Here is an 18,740-nt window from a genome sequence, read left to right as displayed (position 1 = left end):
ACAGAGCCGGATTGCCTGGCCTTCAGCCGGGCGGTCGGCTTTGGTTTTCAGGACGTTAAGGGCGCACGAATGGCGACGGCACAGACCCCCGCAATGGCAGACCTCCACACGGGCGAGCACGGCCACGACCAGGCCAGTCCCGGCGAGATCGCCATCGGCGTCATCATCGGCCGCACCTCGGAATTCTTCGACTTCTTCGTCTTCGCGATCGCCTCGGTGATCGTGTTCCCGCGCCTGGTGTTTCCGTTCGCGAGCGAACTGACCGGCACCCTTTATTCCTTCATGATCTTCGCGCTGGCCTTCATGGCCCGGCCCATCGGCACCGTCATTTTCATGACGATCGACCGGACGTACGGCAAGACGGCGAAGCTGATCTCGGCGCTGTTCCTGCTCGGCACGGCCACCGTCGCGCTCGCGTTCCTGCCCGGCTATCAGGAGATCGGCGTCGCCGCGATCTGGCTGCTGGCGCTGGCGCGCATCGCGCAGGGTCTGGCCTGGGGCGGCGCCTGGGACGGCATGGCTTCGCTGCTGGCGCTGAACGCCCCGTCCTCCCAGCGCGGCTGGTACGCGATGGTGCCGCAGCTCGGCGCCCCGCTCGGACTTATCGTGGCGAGCGCGCTGTTCGCCTATTTCGCCGGCAATCTTTCCGCGGATGATTTCTTCGACTGGGGCTGGCGCTATCCGTTCTTCGTCGCCTTCGCCATCAACGTCGTGGCGCTGTTCGCGCGCCTGCGCATGGTGACGACGGAAGAATACGCCACGCTGTTCGAGACCCGCGAATTGCAGCCCTCGCGCATCTCCGAGACTGTCGCGCGCGAAGGCCAGAACATCATGCTCGGTGCGTTCGCGCCGCTGGCGAGCTTCGCGCTGTTCCACATGGTCACGGTGTTTCCGTTGTCCTGGGTGTTCCTGTTCACCCGCGAGAGCCCGGTGCGCTTCCTGATCATCGAGATCGTCGCCGCCGTGTTCGGCGTTGCCGCGATCGTGATCTCCGGCATCATCGCCGACCGCGTCGGCCGCAAATCGCTGCTGATGGGATCGGCGATCGCGATCGCGATCTATAGCGGCTTCGCGCCGCAATTGCTCGATGCCGGCGCGTTCGGCGAAACTATCTACATGGTGATCGGCTTCATCCTGCTCGGCCTCTCCTTCGGCCAGTCCTCCGGCGCGATCGCCTCGAACTTCCGGCAGACGTACCGTTACACGGCTTCGGCATTGACCTCGGACATGGCCTGGCTGTTCGGCGCCGGCTTTGCCCCGCTGGTGGCGCTGCTGCTCGCCACCAATCTCGGCGTCATCGCTTCGGGTGCGTATCTGCTCTCGGGCGCGTTCTGGACGCTGCTCGCGCTCTGGCTCAGCGGCCAGCGCGAGGCGGGCGACATGGACGCCGGGCGTTAAGGTCCAAGCGGTCGCCGCATCATAGGTGTCTTAGGGTGGGCAAAGGCGCATCGCGCCGTGCCCACCATCTTTCAGCGATTGCGATAGAGAGCTGGTGGGCACGCTGACGCTTTGCCCACCCTACGGCAGCGAAGCTTGTGGCTCCAGATCGCGGGTTCGCTGCTCAAGCGCGCCGCGGGATGACGTACGCTTGGCGCACGTCAATCCGCCACGATCTTCACGCGATCGCGCACCTTCACCTGCGCGGTGCGATCGAGGCCGTTCAGCACGCGGAAGCGCTCGGCGGGATGATCGACGCCGGCCATGCGGTGGGAGAGCGATTCCACGGTGTCGCCGGGCTGCACGGTGATGACCTTGATGCGCAGCGGCCGCGCGGCCTGGATCTCGTCGAGTGTGAGGCGGCGGAACGAGTTGACGGTCTCGCGCGCGTTGCGCTCACTCTCGGTCGATTTCTGCCGTGTCGCGAAGATGAAGCGATAGACGTCGCTGCCGAAGCGCAGCGCATAGACCTTGAACTGCCACTGATCGCCCTTGGCGGTGGCGGACGCCGCCGGAAAACCGTTGATCGTGATGTCCTCGGTCGACGCCTTCTCGACGCCTTCCATCCAGCCCGAATTCAGGTAGTCGCCGAGCGACTGTTCGGCCGGCACGCGTACCACGTCGAAGCGCATTGCCTGCGCGCCGCCCTCGCGCACGCCGATCACGGCCTGCGCGGTGTTGTCGAGCGTGAAATTCTCCGGCGCCTGGAAGGTGAAGCCGAGCTTCGGATGCAGGAAACGCCGGCCGCGGACAAAGCCCTCGCTGGGATCTTCGCCATAGACGAGGTTGTCGATCGCGGCGAGATAGCTTTCGCGGTCGCGCTCGGCGCCCTCCGGCGCAGTGTATTGCCGCGCGATATTCTGCGCGTTCTGCACGCGTTCCGGGGTTGCCGGATGCGAGGAGGTGAAATCCTGCGCGCGCGGATCGAGCGAGCTCTTGCCGGCCTTCAGCTCGGCATTGCGCTCCATCGCCGAGAGGAAGCGCGCCGCGCCATAGGGGTCGAAATGTGCACGGGCGGAAATGCCGACCCCGATGCCGTCGGCCTCGATCTCCTGCTTGCGCGAGAAGCTCGCCATGGTGAGCTTGGTCTTGGCCAGCGCGAGCGCGGTGAGATCGGGATCGTTGCTCATGTCGGTGACGACGCGGGTGACGATCGCGGCCTGGCGGGCCTGGTCCTCGCGCATCGCGGCGTGCTTGGACAGCACATGCGCCATCTCGTGGCTGAGCACGGAAGACAATTCGGAGGTGTCGCTGGCGAGCGCGAGCAGGCCGCGCGTGACGTAGAGCTGGCCGTTCGGCAGCGCGAACGCGTTCACCGCGCCGGAATTGAGGATGGTGACCTTGTAGCCCTGGTCGGGACGGTCGGAGGCCGCCACCAGCCGGTCGACGGTCTTGCTGACCAGCGCCTCGAGCCTGGGATCGTCATAGGTGCCGCCATAGCTCGCCAGGATGCGCTCGTGCTCCTTCTCGGTGGCGGGGGTTTGTGCCACGGCGGGCTTCGGCTTCGGCATCACGACGGTCGCCGGGGCCGCCGCGGTCTGGAACCGGCCCATATCGCCACAACCGGCGAGAGCAGCCGTGCCCAGAACAAGGCACAGCGCGGCCGGCGCCGCCCGCAGGCGGCGGCGTTCACTCCGTACGTGCCGTTCTAGCACCCCATCCACGTCGCTTAACCCGTGCCTGGCCTGATCTTAAGGCCTTACCCCTGTCGGCTCGTTTGCGCCCAGCAACTCGACCTGCCCCACGAGGCGCACCTCGATGCGCGGCCCCGTACTCCCCTCAACCCAGCCCCGAACTCGAATACGCCGATTCTCCAAGGACTTAAGGCTGATACCGGCGCCTTCGAACGCCGGCAGCGTGCGCTTTGAAATAGTCACGGCAAAGCCACGTGTCCAGTTCCGTCCGAAGTTGAGGTAGGTCGTTGCCCCAGCTTGCCGGACCGACAGGACTTTGCCCTCGACCACCGTAAAACGCCCGATCTCGGCCAAAATATCGTCCGGACTTTCCGCGTTTTTTATGGCCGACGGGTCAGCCCAGCTGCCCATTTTTTGGCGCCGTGCCGCGGCTTCTGACGCCATCAGGGAGGCCGCGCAGTCCTTGTCCGCGATCTCGGCGGAGACCATGGCGTCGCCCCGGGCGAGCAGCGTCGCCTGCACCGGGGTGTCGCTTCCGCCGACGAAGACCAGCGCGCCCTGGCGGCCGTAGCGATCGGGCGTGTCGTCAGCGCTTCGCAGCGTCACGTCGCGGCCGGAGAGCAGCGATGCCAGCGCCTGCTTCGTCGCCGCTGTCGGCTCGATCCCGCTAACGCGAATTTCGCGGCCGTCGTCGAGACGCACGCTGCGCGCATCGACGATCGCGGCAACGCGGCCTTCGTCCTGGGATTCGAACTGGCACGGATTGGCGAGCGCGGTGCTTCTCGCGACGAGAAGACATGCGACGATGAGATGAAGCAGTCGCGTCACGTGACCCGGAGAGGTTGCGTTGCGGGCGGATCATAACTCAAGCGTCGTGAGCCGCGAAGAGTCTTCCTCGCAAGGACGGCGCGGAGGCGCATTTCCGCATCTCACCATTCCGCTTTGCGGAAAACGCGCGCGGCAATCGTGTGCTCTCAACACCCGCGTGCGTGCTGCGCTGTTGCGCATGCGGCAGGATTGCGGCAATAGCGATAGCGAACAGCTATAGCCAAGAGCAATAACCAAGCCGCCATCAGAGTACGGCGCGATAAAGGGAGATCGTTTTCGATGAAGAGACTTTTGCCTAGCATTTTTGCTGCCGCTTTTGCATTGAGTGCAAGCGCGGCGCAGGCCCAGGACAAGCCGCCGCTGAAGATCGGCGGCATCCTCGACATGTCGAGCCTGTATGCCGACATCACCGGTCCCGGCAGCGAGACTGCGGCCAAAATGGCCGTCGAGGATTTCGGTGGCGAGGTGCTGGGGCGCAAGATCCAGGTGCTGGCGGCCGACCATCTCAACAAGGCAGATCTCTCCGCCAACATCGCCCGCGACATGCTCGACAACCATGGCGTCGAGATGATCTACGACGTCGCGGCCTCCGCGACCGCGCTAGCCGCCGGTGAGATCGCGAAAGCGCGCAACAAGATCATCATGTTCAATGGCCCGGGCTCGATCCGTCTCACCAACGAGGCCTGCGGTCCCTACACCGTGCACTACGTGTTCGACACCTACGGCCAGGCCAACGTGACCGGCCTTGCGGCTGTGAAGTCGGGTCTCGACACCTGGTTCTTCCTCACCGCCGACTACGCCTTCGGCCAGGACCTGGAGAAGGACACCGGCAGCGTCGTGACGAAGACCGGCGGAAAGGTGCTCGGCAGCGTGCGCCATCCGCTCAACACGTCGGATTTCTCCTCGTTCCTGCTGCAGGCCCAGGCTTCCAAAGCCAAGGTCATCGGGCTCGCCAATGCCGGCGGCGACACCGTCAACGCGATCAAGCAGGCGGCCGAGTTCGGCATCACCAAGGGCGGGCAGAAGGTCTCGCCGCTGCTCGCCTTCGTCTCCGATATCGATTCGATCGGGCTCGAGACCGCGCAGGGCCTGTTGCTGGCCGAGGCGTTCTACTGGGACCTCAACGACGACACGCGCGCCTTCTCGAAGCGCTTCATGGAGCGCACCAAGCGGGTGCCGACCTCGGCGCAGGCCGGTGTCTATTCCTCCGTCACACACTACCTGAAGGCCGTGAAGGCGGCCGGCACGACCGACGCCGCGGCGGTGATCAAGGTGATGAAGGAGACGCCGATCAACGACTTCTTCGCCAAGAATGGCAAGATCCGCGAGGACGGCCGCATGATCCACGACATGTATCTGTTCGAGGTGAAGAAGCCGTCGGAGTCCAAGGGCCGCTGGGACGACTACAAGCTGCTCGCCACGGTGCCCGGTGCGGAGGCGTTCCAGCCGCTCGAGCAGTCGCGCTGCCCGCTGGTGAAGAAGTGACGCGAAGCGTCATCCCGGGGCTCGCGTAGCGAGAACCCGGGATCCATCGGGCGGCAGCGACGATCGAAGAATGGATTCCGGGCTCGCGACTTCATCGCGCCCCGGAACGACACAACAAACAACAAGGGAGACGCCCTGTGAGCAACGACATGGTCCTGCAAAAGCTCGAAGGCGGGCTGCTCACCATCACGATGAACCGCCCGGAGCGGAAGAACGCGCTCAACCCTGACATGGTCGCCGGGCTGGTCGAAGCGGCGCGGCGCGCGGCTGACGATCCCGAGGTGCGGGCGGTGCTGTTCAAGGGCGCCGGCGGCTCCTTCTGCGTCGGCGGCGACGTCAAGTCGATGGCGGCAGGCCGCGCACCGCTGCCGTTCGAGCAGAAGCTTGCGAATCTGCGCCGCGGCATGGAGGTCTCGCGCATCCTGCATCAGATGCCCAAACCCGTGGTGGCGCAGCTCGATGGTGCCGCGGCCGGCGCGGGCCTGTCGATGGCGCTGTCCTGCGACCTGCGCATCGCCTCCGAATCCTGCAAGATCACTACCGCCTTCGCCAAGGTCGGATTCTCCGGCGATTACGGCGGGACCTATTTCCTCACCCAGCTGCTCGGCAGCGCGCGGGCGCGTGAGCTCTATCTGATGTCGCCGGTGCTCACGGCCAGGGAAGCGCATGCGATCGGCATGGTGACCAGGGTCGTGCCGGACGCCGAGATCGACGCCGCCGCCCACGAGCTCGCGCTGTCGCTGGCACAGGGCCCGTCGATCGCGCTCGGCTTCATCAAGCGCAACATCAACAATGCCGAGCACTTGCCGTTGGAAGACTGCTTTGACGGCGAGGCAATCCATCACACCCGCTGCGGCGACACCGAGGATCACAAGGAGGCCGCCAAGGCCTTCGTCGAGAAGCGCAAGCCGACCTTCAGGGGCGCATGACGATGGCGCCCTATATGCGGCTGCGGCAGATCTGCCTGGTCGCGCCGCAGCTCGCGCCCGTCATTTCCGACATCGCGGAGATCATGGGCCTTTCCGTCTGCTATCGGGACGGCAATGTCGCGAAATACGGCCTGGAGAACGCGCTACTCCCGGTCGACACGATTTTGCTCGAGGTGGTGGCACCCTTCAAGGGCGGCACCACGGCCGGCCGCTTCATCGAGAAGACCGGCGGCCGCGGCGGCTACATGGCGATCTTCTGCTGCAACGATCCGGACGAGCGCGGCCGCAACGCCAACGCGCTCGGCGTGCGCACCGCCAACGTGATCGACCATGTGCCCTATCACGGCGTGCAGCTGCACCCGCGCGACTGCCGCGCCGCCTTCATCGAGTTCAACCACACCGAAGGCAGCGACGACATTCTGGGCCCCTATCCGCCGGCGGGACCCGACTGGCAAAAATTCATCCGCAAGGATGTGACGCAGGCGCTCACAATCGTGGAGATGCAGAGCCCGGACCCGGTGGGGCTGGCGCAGCATTGGGGAAAGATCATCGGTATTGCGCCGAGCGGCGATGCCGAACTGAAGCTGCCGAACGCAACCTTCCGCTTCGTGAAGGGAGCGAGCGAGATCATGAGCGCGCTGGAGTTTCGCGTGGCTGATGCAGCACGTGTGCTGCATGCGGCGCGGGCGAAAGGGCACGCGGTCGCAGGGAATGAGTTCCTGCTGGGCGGCGTGACGTTCCGGCTTGTGGTTTGAGCTCTTGCCGCAAACACCGCTGTCGTCCCGGACAAGCGAAGCGCAGATCCGGGACCCATAAGGACGCGGTTATGATGCGGGATGATAACTCCGGGACTTCGCCAAACTCCTCTCTGTGATTATGGGGCCCCGCCGTCACGGGGACGACAGGGTTGGTTGTGCGCGATGTCAAAGTGATACGGCGGGATCCCGCCGCGATCACCGCCCTTTGAAATTCGCCGCGCGCCGCTCTTCCGTGGCCTTCACGCCTTCCTTGAAATCTTCCGTCGCCCGCAACCTGGTCTGCTCGGCGAGCTCGTGATTGGTCGCGGCCAAGACGCGGTCGGCGAGGCCATTGCGCATCGTGGCGCGGGTCGAGAGCAGGCCGAGCGGGGAGCATTCGGCGATCTCGCCGGCGAGCTTCATCGCGGCCGATTTCACCTGGTCCTGCGGCACCAGCTCATTGGCGAGGCCCCACTTCACCGCTTCCTCGCCGGTGACGCGGCGGCTGGTGTAGAACATCAGCTCGGCGTTGTTCTTGCCGATCAGCTCGGGCAACGTCACGGTCAGGCCGAAGCCGGGATGAAAGCCGAGCTTGGTGAAGTTCGCGGAGAAGCGCGCCTCGGGGCAGGTGACGCGGAAATCGGCGGAGACCGCGAGCCCGAGTCCGCCGCCGATGGCCGCGCCCTGCACGGCGGCAACGATTGGCTTCTTGGCGCGGAAGATGCGCACCGCCTGGATGTAGAGATGGTTGATCGAGCCGAGGCTGTCGGCCGGATCGCCCTTCTTGTCGGCTTCGCGCGCCTCCTGCGCCTGCCGCGCCGGATCGCCGAAATTCGCGCCCGCGCAGAACGCCTTGCCCTGTGCCGACAGAACCGAGGCGCGGATCTCGATGTCGCGGTCGAACTCTTCTAGCGCATCCGCGATCTGGTTGATCAGGGAGATGTCGAAGAAGTTGAGCGGCGGGCGGCGGATCTCGATGGTGCCGACATGCCCGACCTTCTCGACGCCGATATCTTTGTAGGTGCTCATTCTTTGCCTCCCGTAACTCGATGTATCCGTAGCGAAGAACCACCTCTCCCAAGGGGAGAGGTCGGCGCGCAGCGCCGGGTGAGGGGTTTCACTCCCTCGGTGAAGCCCAGCCCCGCACCCGATTTGCTGGCGCAAATCGACCTCTCCTTATGGGAGAGGTGATCGGAGCGAGCCGCGATAGCGTCGTCCATGCGCGTTAGCGCAAGCCAAGTCCGCGGGCGATGATGCCGCGCAGCACCTCGGTGGTGCCGCCCTGGATGGTGAGTTTCGGTGCGGTCTTGATCGCGAAGTCGAGCTGTCGCTCCAGCGTCTCGCGGTTGCTCGCGGTCTCCTCGACGAAGGCGGCGAGATCGCGCACGCGGTGCGGAAGCTGCTGCTCCCAGACCGTGCCGATGTCCTTGACGATGGAGGCTTCGACCACCGGCTCCTTGCCGGCTTCCAGCATGCCGGCAACCGAGACCGACATGCGCCGCATGGTGTGGAGTTGCGCCACCAGCCGGCCGATGCCCTCGGCGCTGCGCGTGTCCGGATTGGGACCGACTGCGCGGACGAGTTCGGTCAGCACGTAATAGGTTTCCAGGAAGCGCTCGGGGCCCGAGCGCTCGTAGGCGAGCTCCGAGGTCGCCTGCTTCCAGGCGCCGTCGACCTCGCCGAGCACGTGATCGTCGGGAATGAAATGGTCGGTGAAGACGACCTCATTGAACTCGTATTGGCCGGTGATCTGGCCGATCGGGTTCACTTTGATGCCGGGCTGCTTCATCTTGACCAGGAACTGCGTCAGGCCGTGGCGGCGGTTCTCCTTGGTCGGCGGCGAGGTCCGGAAGATCGCGATCATGTAGTCGGCGATGTGCGCCGACGAGGTCCAGATCTTGGTGCCGTTGATGAGATAGCCGCCGTCGGTCTTGGTCGCGCGCGCCTTTGCCGCGAACAGGTCGGAGCCCGAGTTCGGTTCGCTCATGCCGATGGCAAAGCAGATCTCGCCGCGGCAGATGCGCGGCAGGATATCCATCTTGATGTGCTCGGGCGCGTATTTCAGCAGCACGGGCCCGCTCTGGCGGTCGGCGACGAAGAAGCGTCGCGTCGGCGCGTTGGCGACGCGCATCTCCTCGGTCACGACGTAGCGTTCGAGGAAGGAGCGTTCCTGCCCGCCATATTTCTTCGGCCAGGTCATCCCCAGCCAGCCCTTGGCGCCGACGCGGCGGGAGAACTCCGGCGCGTCGGTGTCTTCGCGGTTGGGCTTGTGCGGATCGAAGGTACCGGCGGCGATTTCCTCGGCGAGGAAGGCGCGCACTTCCTTGCGGAGCTGTTCGCACTTCTCCGGCAGGCGGATCGGATCGAAACGGAGGGCAGCGGTCATTGTTGTCTCGTCTCCTGATCAGCGCGACGCCACGAGCGGCCACAATTCGTCGGCGCCGCGGTTTGCGACCAGCTTGCCGAGCTCGACGGCCCAGTAGCTTTCCGAGCCGAAATCGTCGCGCCAGGCCAGCGCGCGCAGCGAATAGCGGTGCAGAATGTGCTCCATGGTGAAGCCGATCGCGCCGTGGACCTGATGGGCGATGCCGCCGCCTTTCTCGGCGGCTTCCGCGCAGCGGATCTTGGCGGAGGCGGCTTCGAGATAGACCTCGTCGTTGAAGGATCTTGCGTTGGCGATCGCGTCGGCGGCCGATGTCGCCGCCGCAAGCGCCGCGGCGGACTCGCCGGCAAGGCGCGCGAGATTGTGCTGCACCGCCTGGAATTTCGAGATCTTCTTCTCGAAGGCGACGCGCTCGTTGGAATAGCGCACGGAGATATCGAGCATCGATTCCAATGCACCGGCAATCTGGAGGCTGCGTGCGACGCCGCCCATCAGCATCAGCGTGGTCTGGTCGAAGCCCTTCGGCGCGGGTTTGATGATGATGGGCTGGACCTTGTCGAGCGTCACGGTGTCGCTGTGGTCGTAGCCGACATTGAGGCCGGCCTCGATCCGCGCCTTGGCCGCATCGACCAGCGCGATGTAAACACCGTCCTTGCCGTGTGCCAGCACCGCGAAGTGCTTCGCTGTCTTCGCGAACGGCACGCCGCGGGCACGGCCGGAGAGCGCGCCATCGGCATCGAGGCTGATGCGGTCCTTCGGCGAAGCCGGCAGCAACGTCATCTCGCCTTCGGGCGAGGAGATCCTGGCCTGCGCCAGCAGCCACCCCGCCAGCATGGTCTCGGCCAGGGGCACCGCGACCGCGAAACGGCCGGCGGCGTTCAGCAGCGCAAAGCCATCGGCAAGGCTCGCGCCGGAGCCGCCGAGATCATCGGGCACCCAGGACAATGGCAGGCCCGCCTCGCTCAGCGCCCGCCACAGCGGCGCCTGCCACGAATCCTTCTTGTCGTTGTTGATGGTTTGCGGATCGGCGAGATCGGCGAAGATTTTCTCCGCGGTCTCGACGACGATATTGTCACTCTCCGCCACAGCGTTCCCCGTGTCTTGCCATTGGCGCGTCCCGTTCCGTAGGCGGGTGCGCGCTCTCTTCTTGCGCCCGATGATCGGAAAAAGCCATGGCCCTGACAAGCGTTGACCGCAGGTCAACCTGCGGCGCGGGCATGGGCGCAAGGGCCCATGGGAGGCTAATTCCGCTTAGCGGAGTTTGCTCGATTTGCAGGGCGCGGCAAACTCGCTAAAGAGGACGTCAACGTCAGAACAGGGGAAGGAATTCGGGATGGCAAAGGACAGTCTGTGCGCAATCGTGACGGGATCGGCGTCCGGCCTCGGCGCGGCGACCGCGGAGATTCTCGCGCGGAGCGGGGCGCGGCTCGTCATCAACTATTCGTCGAGCCAGAAGGAAGCCGAGGCCACGGCCGACCTCTGCCGCAAGGCCGGCGCCGCAGAGGTCCTGGTCGCGCAGGGCGACGTTTCCAAGGATGAGGATTGCCGCAAGATCGTCGCGGCAGCCAGCGGATGGGGCCGGCTCGACGTGCTCGTCAACAATGCCGGCACCACCAAGCATGTGGCTCACGCCGATCTCGACGGATTGTCGGCGGAAGATTTCCAGCGGGTCTACGGCGTCAACACCATCGGTCCGTTCCAGATGGTGCGCGCGGCGCGCAGTCTGCTCGAGGCGGGCGCGAAGGCTTCGGGGCGTCCCTCCGCGGTGGTCAACGTGTCCTCGGTCGCCGGCATCAGCGGCGTCGGCTCGTCGATCGCGTACGCCGCGAGCAAGGGCGCACTCAACACCATGACGTTGTCGCTGTCGCGTGCGCTGGCGCCGCTGATCCGCGTCAACACGGTGTGCCCCGGCTATATCGACACGCCCTGGTTCACCAAAGGCCGCGGCGAGGCAGGGGCCAAGCAGGTGCGCGATAGCGTTGTCGCAAAGGTGCCGCTGAAGGTCGCCTCGCGCGCAGAAGACATCGCGCAACTCGTCTGCTTCCTGGCGATGCCGGCCTCCAGCAACATGACCGGCGAGGTCGTGCGCATGGATGCTGGGATGCATCTGATTACGTGAGATCGCGCTCCAATCTCCGCTGTCATCCCCGCGAACGCGGGGATCCATAACCACAGGGAGTAGTTTGGCCAAGATTCGCAGTTGTCAATCTTCGCCAAACTCCTCCCTGTGGTTATAGGTCCCGGATCTGCGCGCGCTTGGGGCGCGCTTGTCCGGGACGACACCGAATGTGCTCACCCCTTGATCACGCCCCTCGCCACCAGCCGGTGCCAGATGAACAGCACCACCACCGCGCCGATCGTGGCCATGATGAAGCCAGCGCCCTGGTCGGGGCTGTAATGGCCGATGGCCTGGCCGACGAAGGTTGCCAGAAATGCGCCGGCGATGCCGAGGATGGTTGTGAGGATGAAGCCGCTCGGACTGTTTGGTCCCGGCGCCAGCCAGCGCGCGATGAGGCCGGCGACGAAGCCGACGACGATGATCCACAGCAGGCCGCCTATGCTCATGAGTGTGCTCCCCTTCCCGAGAACGCTTCGAGCATGATCCGGAGAAGTGTGTCGCGGTTCTCCGAATAGATCATGCTCAGACCAAGAACTTCAGATCCTGCCTGAGAGTTCGTTCTCGTTCGGCAGCCGGCCGTCCGGCGTCAGATGGTCGACCACCTGCGGCAGATATTGGCTGAGGCCGGAGAGCAGTTCCTCGCGTGACAGGCCGCTCTGGGCGGACAGGCTGTCGATCTGGTCGGCGCCGAGTGCGCTGGCGAGATCGCCGGGCGCGATCGGCTTGTTCTCGCCCTTGCCGACCCAGGAATTCGCGGCATCGCCGTGGCCGCTCTGCTGGAGCTGGTTGAGGAGATCGCCGAGCCCGCCGCTGAGCACGGTGCCGGCCGCGCCGCCCGCAAGCAGGCCGCCGAGGCCACCTTTGAGCAAATCGCCGAGACCGCCGCCGGGGCCGCCCGCATTTGCCTGCGTCGGAGGCGGCAGCGGCGACCGCGGCTGCGGGGCAGGCGCCGCGCCGGGCTGGCCTGCCGTCAAATGCTTGAATGCCTTCCAGGCGAGCAGGCCGAGCAGCGCCATGGTCATCGGCGACATGCCGCCGGAGGATTTCTCGGAGCTCGGTGTGCTCGGGCCGCGCGGGCCGTTCTGCATGCCATTGAGGACGTCGAGTAGACCCATGGTGCTCTCCTTTGGCGCCTGGTTCGGCGAGCGCTCGCCGCTGACTGCCCCCGGGGCGAAAACATATGGGGCACGCATGACCGTTACAAGTCGGATGCACCGCGATTGGTTGCCGGCCTGGCCTCTGCTATCGAAGGCGGGCCGTTCAGGTTGAGCAAGGCGAGGTTATGACAAATCGACCGATCGTAGTCGCCGGCGCGGGCGCCATCGGCTGTTTCGTCGGCGGCATGCTGGCGGCCGCCGGCCGCCGCGTCGCGCTCCTGGTGCGGCCGCGGGTGAAGACCGAGATCGAACGGTTCGGCCTGCTTCTGACCGATTTCGACGGCTCCGAGAAGAGGCTTGGCGCGGGGCAACTGGCGCTATCGGAGGATCCCTCGATCTTCCACAGCGCAGGCATCGTGCTGGTCACGGTGAAGAGCGCCGACACCGCCGCTGTTGCCGAGCAGATCGCGCAGCATGCGCCTGAGGATGCCGTCATCGTCTCGCTTCAGAACGGCGTCGGCAACGTCGCCGTGCTGCGCGAGCGGCTCGGCGGCCGCCGCGTGCTGGCCGGCATGGTGCCGTTCAACGTGATCGCGATGGGCGAGGGCCGCTTCCACCGCTCGACCTCCGGCGACATTCATATTGGGGAGGATGCGGAGAACACGGCCGGGAAGCTCTCGGTCGCCGGCCTCACGATGCGCGCGAGCAGCGACATCACCGGGGTGCAATGGGGCAAGCTGATCATCAATCTGAACAATGCGCTCAGCGCGTTGTCGGACTTGCCGCTCGCCGCGCAATTGGCGAACCGCGACTGGCGCAGATTGTTCGCCGACCAGATGGCCGAGGGGCTCGCCGCGCTGAAGGCGGCCGGCATCACGCCGGTCTCGGCGACGCCGATCCCGATGAGGTGGTCTCCGGCCTTGCTGCGGCTGCCCGATGCGATCTTCAAAGCGATCCTGGGACGCACGATGAAGATCGATCCCGAGGCGCGCTCCTCGATGTGGCAGGATCTGAAGCAGGGCCGCAGGACCGAGATCGACTATCTCCAGGGCGCAGTCATCGCGCTCGCCGAGCGGAACAATGTCAGCGTGCCGCTGATGCGCCGCATTGTTGCGCTGATCAAGGAGGCTGAGACGGCCGGCAACGGCCCGCCGCGGCTGACGCCGCAGCAGATTCGCGGATCGGCGTGAGTGCCAAGGAGGAACGCGATGAAGCGTGGTTTGATGATCGGGCTTGCAATGGCCGCGCTTTGCGCCGCATCGACGCTCGCCTACGCCAGGCCGCCGACGGTCATGAACTCGCCCGGCTATGACAGGCGGTTGCAGGAGAGCCGCAAGGAGTTGAGTGGTTCGATGGCCATAACGGAGCCCGCGACTGCGCCCGCGGTCAAGCCGAAGCGCGGCAAGAAGAAGCGCACGAACTGACGCTCCACGCTGAATCCGGAAATGACGCTGTCTCGGCTCAGCCCTTCTTCGCGGGCTTGCTCGGGGTCGGGTTGAACAGCTTCTTCAGATCGTTCAAGCTTTCCGATAGCCGGGGCCATTCGCAGGAGAACGAGCCCTTGGTGCAGGGCGCGCCCTTCGGCCTCGGGCCTGCTGCCTGCTGGACCTTCGGCCGCTCGACCGGAATAGGCACGCGCTCGACTTCGGTTCGCAGTGCAACCTGCTGAAGCTGCTGCACCAGTTGCTCTTGCTGCTCGCGCTGCTGGCGAGCGGTGGCCTGGGCCGCTTCATTGCTGCGGCGCTGGCTGGCGAGATAGGCGGTGTAGGCTTCGTCGATCTTCTTCTGTTCCTCCGGCGTCGGATTGGGGCCAGCGATGTCGAAGGTGCGATCCTGAAGGAAGTCGTAATAGGAATAGCCGCCGCCCGGCTTGCGGCGGCCGGCAAACTTGGCGTTGCAATCGGCAAGCGCGGAGGTCTTCTCGGATTTGGTTGCGGCCTTCTCGGCGGCGTCGGCGCATTCCTCGAAATCGACCGGCGCGCGTTTCCACCATTGCGCCTCGGCATGCGCATGCGTCAGCAGGAGAAACCCTGCTGCGGTCACAAGAAGCAGCGCCGCACGACGCGATGTAGCCACGGCCGACATTCTACGAGAGCATTCCTTGCAGGACTCAACCCGAACTGAGTCGAGACGGATTTTTGCCCCTTTATCGCCTCCTTGTCACCCATGGAACTCGGGAATTTCATGTCTGCAATGCTGACATTTTGTGCTTGACGTGGCGCCGGAGTCACAGCGCCCTGCCGGCAGACTGTTACACTCATGCCGCGAGCGCCTCACTCCCGAGGCGTCGCCAAGAAGACGAAGTGGAAATGCCTGATGCTGCTGCCCCTGTCCGACGTGCCGCGCTGGTACGCTGAACGCAAACCGCATGGCACGATCGCCATCCGTCACGGGCAGGACACGCTGACCTGGGACGAGCTCGAGCGTGGCGCCAACCGGCGCGCCCGCGCGTTCGCGGCCAGGGGCGTCAAGCCCGGCGATTTCGTCGCGATCGGCTTGCCGAACGGCAACACGTTCTTCGAGACCTCCTTTGCGGTATGGAAGTGCGGGGCGACGCCGACCTCGCTGTCATGGCGGCTGCCGCGCGGCGAAGCCGCCGCGGTGCTCGACATTCTGAAGCCGTCGCTTGTGGTCGGCGGCGAGGCCGACTGGAATGCGCCGAACCGGCTGGCTGCGGACTTCGTGCCGGAAGGTTTCTCGGACGAGCCGCTCAATGCGCCGGTGGCGCGCTATTGGAAAGCGATGACCTCAGGCGGCTCGACCGGCCGACCCAAGGTGATCCTCGATCACCAGCCGGCGGTGACCGACACGGTCGCCGCGCCGCCGCTCAACATCCCCTTCGGGGTTTCGCTGCTCAATCCCGGCCCGCTCTATCACAATGCGCCGTTCATCGTGTCGCATTATGCGCTGTTCGTCGGCGGCAAGCTCACCGGCCTTACCAAGTTCGATGCCGAGGAGACGCTGCGCCAGATCGAACGCGAGCGCGTGCAATGGGTCAATTTCGTGCCGACCATGATGCACCGGATCTGGGCGCTGCCGGAGAACGTGCGCAACGCCTACGATGTGTCGAGCCTGCAGACGGTCTTCCACATGGCCGCGCCGATGCCGCCCTGGCTGAAGGAGAACTGGATCGCCTGGCTCGGGCCCGAGCGGATCTGGGAGCTCTATGGCGGCACCGAGCGCCAGGGCGCCTGCATCATCTCCGGCACGGAATGGCTGACGCACAAGGGCTCGGTCGGCAAGATCGGTGACATGGCGAAGCTTCGCATCATCGGCGAGGACGACAACGATGTTGCGCCGGGGGAAACCGGCGAGATCTTCTTCCTCAACAATGACGGCAAGGACGCCACCTATCACTACCTCGGTGCCGAGCCGAAACGCCGTGCCGACGGCTGGGAGTCTCTCGGCGATATCGGCAGGCTGGATGCTGAAGGCTATCTCTATCTCGGCGACCGCCTCGCCGACATGGTCTTGCGCGGCGGCGCCAACATCTATCCGGCCGAGGTCGAGGCTGCGGTCTCTGCCTGCCCCGGGGTGCGCTCCTGCGTCGTGGTGGGCTTGCCTGATCCGGAATTGGGCCAGCGCGTGCATGCCATCATCGAACCGGAGCTTGATGCCGACGGCCAGGCCATCGCTGACGGCATGGCGGAGTTTTTGAAAGACCGGCTCAGCCGCTACAAGCACCCCGAAAGCTTCGAGTTCGTCGGCGCTCCGCCGCGCGATGATTCCGGTAAAGTCCGCCGCACGCTGTTGCGCGATGAGCGCGCGGCGTGGATGAAGGAGGGGCGCGCCTTCCGGATCTGGCCGGCGAAGGCGCGGGCGCACGTCGATTAAGACAAACACGGAAGGACTGACATGACGATCACCATCGCAGCGAGCAGCGTGCCGAAGCCGCCGGCTGATATCATCGAAGGTTTCAGGGACGCGCCGACCTCGGTGATCTCTGACAATCTCGCCCGGCTGCCGGGCGCGGTGGGGCTAAGGCCGTATCATCGCGGCGGCAAGCTGGTGGGAACGGCCTTCACCGTGCGCACCCGGCCCGGCGACAATCTCGCCATCCACCGCGCGCTCGACCTGGTCGGCCCGGGTGACGTCATCGTGGTCGACGGCGGCGGCGACGAGACGCGGGCGCTGGTCGGCGAGATCATGAAGAACATCGCGCAATGGCGCAAAGCCGAAGGCTATGTGATCGACGGTGCGATCCGCGACGTCGCGGCTTTCGCGGCCGACGATTTTCCCTGCTATGCGCGCGCTGTGATCCATCGTGGTCCCTACAAGAACGGTCCCGGCGAGATCAACGTGCCTGTCACCGTCGGCGGCAGCGTGATCTCGCCCGGCGACATCGTCGTCGGCGACGAAGACGGCGTGGTGTCGTTTCCCGCCGCCGGCGCCGCCGCGCTGCTGGAAGCGGTGCGCGCCCAGGTCGCGCGCGAGGAGGAGACGCTGAAGGCGATCCGCGAGGGCCGCTACCAGGGCTCGTATGGAAAGTCCTGATCAGACGAGAACGAAGGGGAGGATGCCGTGAGCCAGAAGGACGAATTCCACAACATCGACGATCCCAGCGACGGCCTATTCCGCGAGCTCGCGGCCGGGGTGACCACGCGCATCTTCTCCGGCGAGCAGGCGATGCTCTCGGTGGTGACGCTGGCGCCGCATGCGCAAGGCACGCTGCATCATCACCCCGAGGAGCAATGGGGCGTGCTGCTCGACGGCTCCGCCATCCGCGTCCAGGGCGATGAGGAGATCCCGGTGAAGAAGGGCGACTTCTGGCGCACACCCGGCAACGTGCCGCACACCATGCGCGCCGGCCCCGAAGGCGCCCGGGTGCTGGACATCTTCAGTCCGCCTCGGCCAGAATACAGAAAACCAGGGTCGGGTTTCGGAACGACCTGAAGCGCTTGGCGCTTCAGGTATTTGTCTGGAGCATGATCTTTCCGGAAAGCTGCTAGCTTTTCCGGATCATGCTCGAGCGCCAAAGAGCAAAAAAGCCAGGCGCAAGAGTCACAGGGAGGGGACTATGACGATCACAAGACGCACGTTCCTGGCTGCGCCCGCCATTCTCGCCGTGGCGCCCGCGGCGGCACAGGCCGGAAAGATCACGCTGGTCGTGCCGTTCCCGCCGGGCGGCTCGACCGACGCGATGGCGCGGCTGCTGCAGAGCAATCTGCAAACCAAGCTCAATCGCATCGTCGTGGTCGAGAACAAATCCGGCGCGGCCGGCGCGCTCGGCGCGGCGCAGGTCGCCAAGAGTCCGGCGGACGGCTCGACCTTCCTGGTGACGTTCGATTCCCATGCGGTGATCCCGGCCATCCTCGACAAGCCGCCGGTCGATGTCGAGCGCGAGCTGATGCCGGTGCTGCTGATCGGCACCGCGCCTTACGTGATCGCCGCGGGTGCCGGCCGTCCCTACAAGAGTTTTGCCGACGTGGTCGCGGCCTGCAAGGCGACGCCCGGCGCGGTGAAATATGCCTCGGTCGGCATCGGTACGCTCGGCCATCTCGCCATGACCGTGCTCGGCAGCAAGGCCGGGGTCGAGATCATGCACGTGCCCTATCGCGGCGGTGGCCCTGCAATGAACGACGTGCTCGGCGGCCATGTGGACCTGATCGCGGGATCGGCCGCGCTGGTCGCCGCCCAGCTCGGCACCAACATGCTGCGTCCGATCCTGCAGCTCGGCCGCGAGCGGCTGCCGGCTCTGCCTGATACTCAGACCGCGATCGAGGCCGGCTTCCCCGATTTCGAGACGCTCGCCTGGTGGGGCATCTTCGCCCCCGCAGGCACGCCGCCCGATGTCGTGGCCGCCATGGCGACCGCCTCCAAGGAGATCCTGAGCGAGCCCGCGACCGCCACCCAGCTCAAGGACACCCAGCACATGACGCTGCTGCTCCAGGACGGCGCCGCCTTCAAGGCCTTCTTCGACAAGCAGGTCGCCTATTGGGGCAAGGTGGTGAAGGACAACAACATCAGGGCGTAAAGGGCCAAACGGGTGTTCTCATCGTCTTGTGGAGCGTGGCTTTTCGGTCCGCTCTCCGTGATGGGGCAGGCGATTGGTGTGGTTCAACCGAGGGACTCTGCCTAGCACGCCTTGCAT

19 protein-coding genes are annotated in these 18,740 nt (G+C 65.6%); 11 read left to right on the top strand and 8 right to left on the bottom strand.

Annotated features, from left to right (window positions below; all coding sequences use genetic code 11):
* Nucleotides 1-69: 69 nt before the first annotated feature.
* A complete protein-coding gene (locus ABIA42_RS31130; protein WP_370123845.1) occupies nt 70-1,398 on the top strand; it encodes an MFS transporter in 1,329 nt (442 codons plus the stop codon).
* A 200-nt stretch (nt 1,399-1,598) separates the two neighbouring features.
* Here ABIA42_RS31130 and ABIA42_RS31125 read toward each other — a convergent pair whose 3' ends face one another.
* Together ABIA42_RS31125 and ABIA42_RS31120 are read right to left on the bottom strand one after the other, a co-directional pair.
* Entirely contained in the window at nt 1,599-2,990 is a 1,392-nt protein-coding gene (locus ABIA42_RS31125; RefSeq protein ID WP_370117965.1) for a M48 family metalloprotease, read from the bottom strand.
* A gap of 138 nt (nt 2,991-3,128) precedes the next feature.
* A complete protein-coding gene (locus ABIA42_RS31120; RefSeq protein WP_370117968.1) occupies nt 3,129-3,899 on the bottom strand; it encodes a thermonuclease family protein in 771 nt (256 codons plus the stop codon).
* 279 nt (nt 3,900-4,178) lie between these two features.
* On the opposite strand from ABIA42_RS31120, the gene ABIA42_RS31115 reads away from it, so the two are divergent.
* From ABIA42_RS31115 to ABIA42_RS31105, 3 genes are all read left to right on the top strand, one after another.
* A complete protein-coding gene (locus tag ABIA42_RS31115; RefSeq protein WP_370117971.1) occupies nt 4,179-5,384 on the top strand; it encodes an ABC transporter substrate-binding protein in 1,206 nt (401 codons plus the stop codon).
* A gap of 137 nt (nt 5,385-5,521) precedes the next feature.
* On the top strand, nt 5,522-6,313 hold the full coding sequence (locus tag ABIA42_RS31110; RefSeq protein ID WP_271531265.1) for an enoyl-CoA hydratase: 792 nt from the start codon (nt 5,522-5,524) through the stop codon (nt 6,311-6,313).
* Nucleotides 6,314-6,315: 2 nt separating this feature from the next.
* Nucleotides 6,316-7,068: a hypothetical protein gene (locus ABIA42_RS31105; protein WP_370117974.1), complete on the top strand. Its 753-nt coding sequence runs from the start codon at nt 6,316-6,318 to the stop codon at nt 7,066-7,068.
* A 198-nt stretch (nt 7,069-7,266) separates the two neighbouring features.
* Here the strand turns inward: ABIA42_RS31105 and ABIA42_RS31100 are convergent, their stop codons facing one another.
* The 3 genes from ABIA42_RS31100 to ABIA42_RS31090 all read right to left on the bottom strand — a co-directional run bounded on the left by ABIA42_RS31100 (nt 7,267) and on the right by ABIA42_RS31090 (nt 10,519).
* On the bottom strand, nt 7,267-8,079 hold the full coding sequence (locus ABIA42_RS31100; RefSeq protein ID WP_370117977.1) for an enoyl-CoA hydratase/isomerase family protein: 813 nt from the start codon (nt 8,077-8,079) through the stop codon (nt 7,267-7,269).
* A 196-nt stretch (nt 8,080-8,275) separates the two neighbouring features.
* The gene (locus ABIA42_RS31095; protein ID WP_370117980.1) at nt 8,276-9,436 is read right to left on the bottom strand and encodes an acyl-CoA dehydrogenase family protein; all 1,161 of its coding nucleotides are present in this window, start codon (nt 9,434-9,436) and stop codon (nt 8,276-8,278) included.
* An 18-nt stretch (nt 9,437-9,454) separates the two neighbouring features.
* Entirely contained in the window at nt 9,455-10,519 is a 1,065-nt protein-coding gene (locus ABIA42_RS31090; protein WP_370117983.1) for an acyl-CoA dehydrogenase family protein, read from the bottom strand.
* 247 nt (nt 10,520-10,766) lie between these two features.
* On the opposite strand from ABIA42_RS31090, the gene ABIA42_RS31085 reads away from it, so the two are divergent.
* The gene (locus tag ABIA42_RS31085; protein WP_271531270.1) at nt 10,767-11,552 is read left to right on the top strand and encodes an SDR family NAD(P)-dependent oxidoreductase; all 786 of its coding nucleotides are present in this window, start codon (nt 10,767-10,769) and stop codon (nt 11,550-11,552) included.
* A 173-nt stretch (nt 11,553-11,725) separates the two neighbouring features.
* Here ABIA42_RS31085 and ABIA42_RS31080 read toward each other — a convergent pair whose 3' ends face one another.
* Nucleotides 11,726-11,998 carry a GlsB/YeaQ/YmgE family stress response membrane protein gene (locus ABIA42_RS31080; protein ID WP_271531271.1) on the bottom strand — a complete coding sequence of 91 codons (273 nt, stop codon included), beginning with the start codon at nt 11,996-11,998 and terminating at the stop codon, nt 11,726-11,728.
* Nucleotides 11,999-12,088: 90 nt separating this feature from the next.
* A complete protein-coding gene (locus ABIA42_RS31075; RefSeq protein ID WP_271531272.1) occupies nt 12,089-12,667 on the bottom strand; it encodes a YidB family protein in 579 nt (192 codons plus the stop codon).
* A 167-nt stretch (nt 12,668-12,834) separates the two neighbouring features.
* Here ABIA42_RS31075 and ABIA42_RS31070 point away from each other — a divergent pair, with 167 nt between their 5' ends.
* Together ABIA42_RS31070 and ABIA42_RS31065 are read left to right on the top strand one after the other, a co-directional pair.
* On the top strand, nt 12,835-13,839 hold the full coding sequence (locus ABIA42_RS31070) for a 2-dehydropantoate 2-reductase (protein WP_271531273.1): 1,005 nt from the start codon (nt 12,835-12,837) through the stop codon (nt 13,837-13,839).
* Nucleotides 13,840-13,857: 18 nt separating this feature from the next.
* On the top strand, nt 13,858-14,073 hold the full coding sequence (locus ABIA42_RS31065; RefSeq protein ID WP_370117988.1) for a hypothetical protein: 216 nt from the start codon (nt 13,858-13,860) through the stop codon (nt 14,071-14,073).
* A gap of 37 nt (nt 14,074-14,110) precedes the next feature.
* On the opposite strand, the gene ABIA42_RS31060 is transcribed toward ABIA42_RS31065, so the two are convergent.
* The gene (locus ABIA42_RS31060) at nt 14,111-14,734 is read right to left on the bottom strand and encodes a hypothetical protein (RefSeq protein WP_271531275.1); all 624 of its coding nucleotides are present in this window, start codon (nt 14,732-14,734) and stop codon (nt 14,111-14,113) included.
* Nucleotides 14,735-14,965: 231 nt separating this feature from the next.
* Here ABIA42_RS31060 and ABIA42_RS31055 point away from each other — a divergent pair, with 231 nt between their 5' ends.
* The 4 genes from ABIA42_RS31055 to ABIA42_RS31040 all read left to right on the top strand — a co-directional run bounded on the left by ABIA42_RS31055 (nt 14,966) and on the right by ABIA42_RS31040 (nt 18,623).
* On the top strand, nt 14,966-16,483 hold the full coding sequence (locus ABIA42_RS31055; RefSeq protein WP_370117991.1) for an AMP-binding protein: 1,518 nt from the start codon (nt 14,966-14,968) through the stop codon (nt 16,481-16,483).
* 21 nt (nt 16,484-16,504) lie between these two features.
* The gene (locus ABIA42_RS31050; RefSeq protein WP_271531277.1) at nt 16,505-17,143 is read left to right on the top strand and encodes an RraA family protein; all 639 of its coding nucleotides are present in this window, start codon (nt 16,505-16,507) and stop codon (nt 17,141-17,143) included.
* 27 nt (nt 17,144-17,170) lie between these two features.
* A complete protein-coding gene (locus ABIA42_RS31045) occupies nt 17,171-17,542 on the top strand; it encodes a cupin domain-containing protein (RefSeq protein WP_271531278.1) in 372 nt (123 codons plus the stop codon).
* A 124-nt stretch (nt 17,543-17,666) separates the two neighbouring features.
* Nucleotides 17,667-18,623, top strand: coding sequence for a tripartite tricarboxylate transporter substrate-binding protein (locus ABIA42_RS31040; RefSeq protein WP_370117995.1), 957 nt, complete (start codon nt 17,667-17,669; stop codon nt 18,621-18,623).
* Nucleotides 18,624-18,740 lie beyond the last annotated feature (117 nt).

Source organism: Bradyrhizobium sp. USDA 327, from assembly GCF_041262065.1.
GTDB classification, from domain to species: Bacteria; Pseudomonadota; Alphaproteobacteria; order Rhizobiales; family Xanthobacteraceae; genus Bradyrhizobium; species Bradyrhizobium liaoningense.
The sequence above is the reverse complement of the archived record's forward strand: the minus strand, read 5'-3'. Positions and strand labels throughout refer to the sequence as shown.

Bases quoted from the DNA above. Each gene is read 5' to 3' on its own strand.
- ABIA42_RS31095 (WP_370117980.1), bottom strand. From the start codon at position 9,436: ATGACCGCTGCCCTCCGTTTCGATCCGATCCGCCTGCCGGAGAAGTGC.
- ABIA42_RS31115 (WP_370117971.1), top strand. From the start codon at position 4,179: ATGAAGAGACTTTTGCCTAGCATTTTTGCTGCCGCTTTTGCATTGAGT.
- ABIA42_RS31125 (WP_370117965.1), bottom strand. From the start codon at position 2,990: ATGGGCCGGTTCCAGACCGCGGCGGCCCCGGCGACCGTCGTGATGCCG.
- ABIA42_RS31100 (WP_370117977.1), bottom strand. From the start codon at position 8,079: ATGAGCACCTACAAAGATATCGGCGTCGAGAAGGTCGGGCATGTCGGC.
- ABIA42_RS31040 (WP_370117995.1), top strand. From the start codon at position 17,667: ATGACGATCACAAGACGCACGTTCCTGGCTGCGCCCGCCATTCTCGCC.
- ABIA42_RS31085 (WP_271531270.1), top strand. From the start codon at position 10,767: ATGGCAAAGGACAGTCTGTGCGCAATCGTGACGGGATCGGCGTCCGGC.
- ABIA42_RS31060 (WP_271531275.1), bottom strand. From the start codon at position 14,734: ATGTCGGCCGTGGCTACATCGCGTCGTGCGGCGCTGCTTCTTGTGACC.
- ABIA42_RS31080 (WP_271531271.1), bottom strand. From the start codon at position 11,998: ATGAGCATAGGCGGCCTGCTGTGGATCATCGTCGTCGGCTTCGTCGCC.
- ABIA42_RS31070 (WP_271531273.1), top strand. From the start codon at position 12,835: ATGACAAATCGACCGATCGTAGTCGCCGGCGCGGGCGCCATCGGCTGT.
- ABIA42_RS31050 (WP_271531277.1), top strand. From the start codon at position 16,505: ATGACGATCACCATCGCAGCGAGCAGCGTGCCGAAGCCGCCGGCTGAT.
- ABIA42_RS31055 (WP_370117991.1), top strand. From the start codon at position 14,966: ATGCTGCTGCCCCTGTCCGACGTGCCGCGCTGGTACGCTGAACGCAAA.
- ABIA42_RS31065 (WP_370117988.1), top strand. From the start codon at position 13,858: ATGAAGCGTGGTTTGATGATCGGGCTTGCAATGGCCGCGCTTTGCGCC.
- ABIA42_RS31130 (WP_370123845.1), top strand. From the start codon at position 70: ATGGCGACGGCACAGACCCCCGCAATGGCAGACCTCCACACGGGCGAG.
- ABIA42_RS31075 (WP_271531272.1), bottom strand. From the start codon at position 12,667: ATGGGTCTACTCGACGTCCTCAATGGCATGCAGAACGGCCCGCGCGGC.
- ABIA42_RS31105 (WP_370117974.1), top strand. From the start codon at position 6,316: ATGGCGCCCTATATGCGGCTGCGGCAGATCTGCCTGGTCGCGCCGCAG.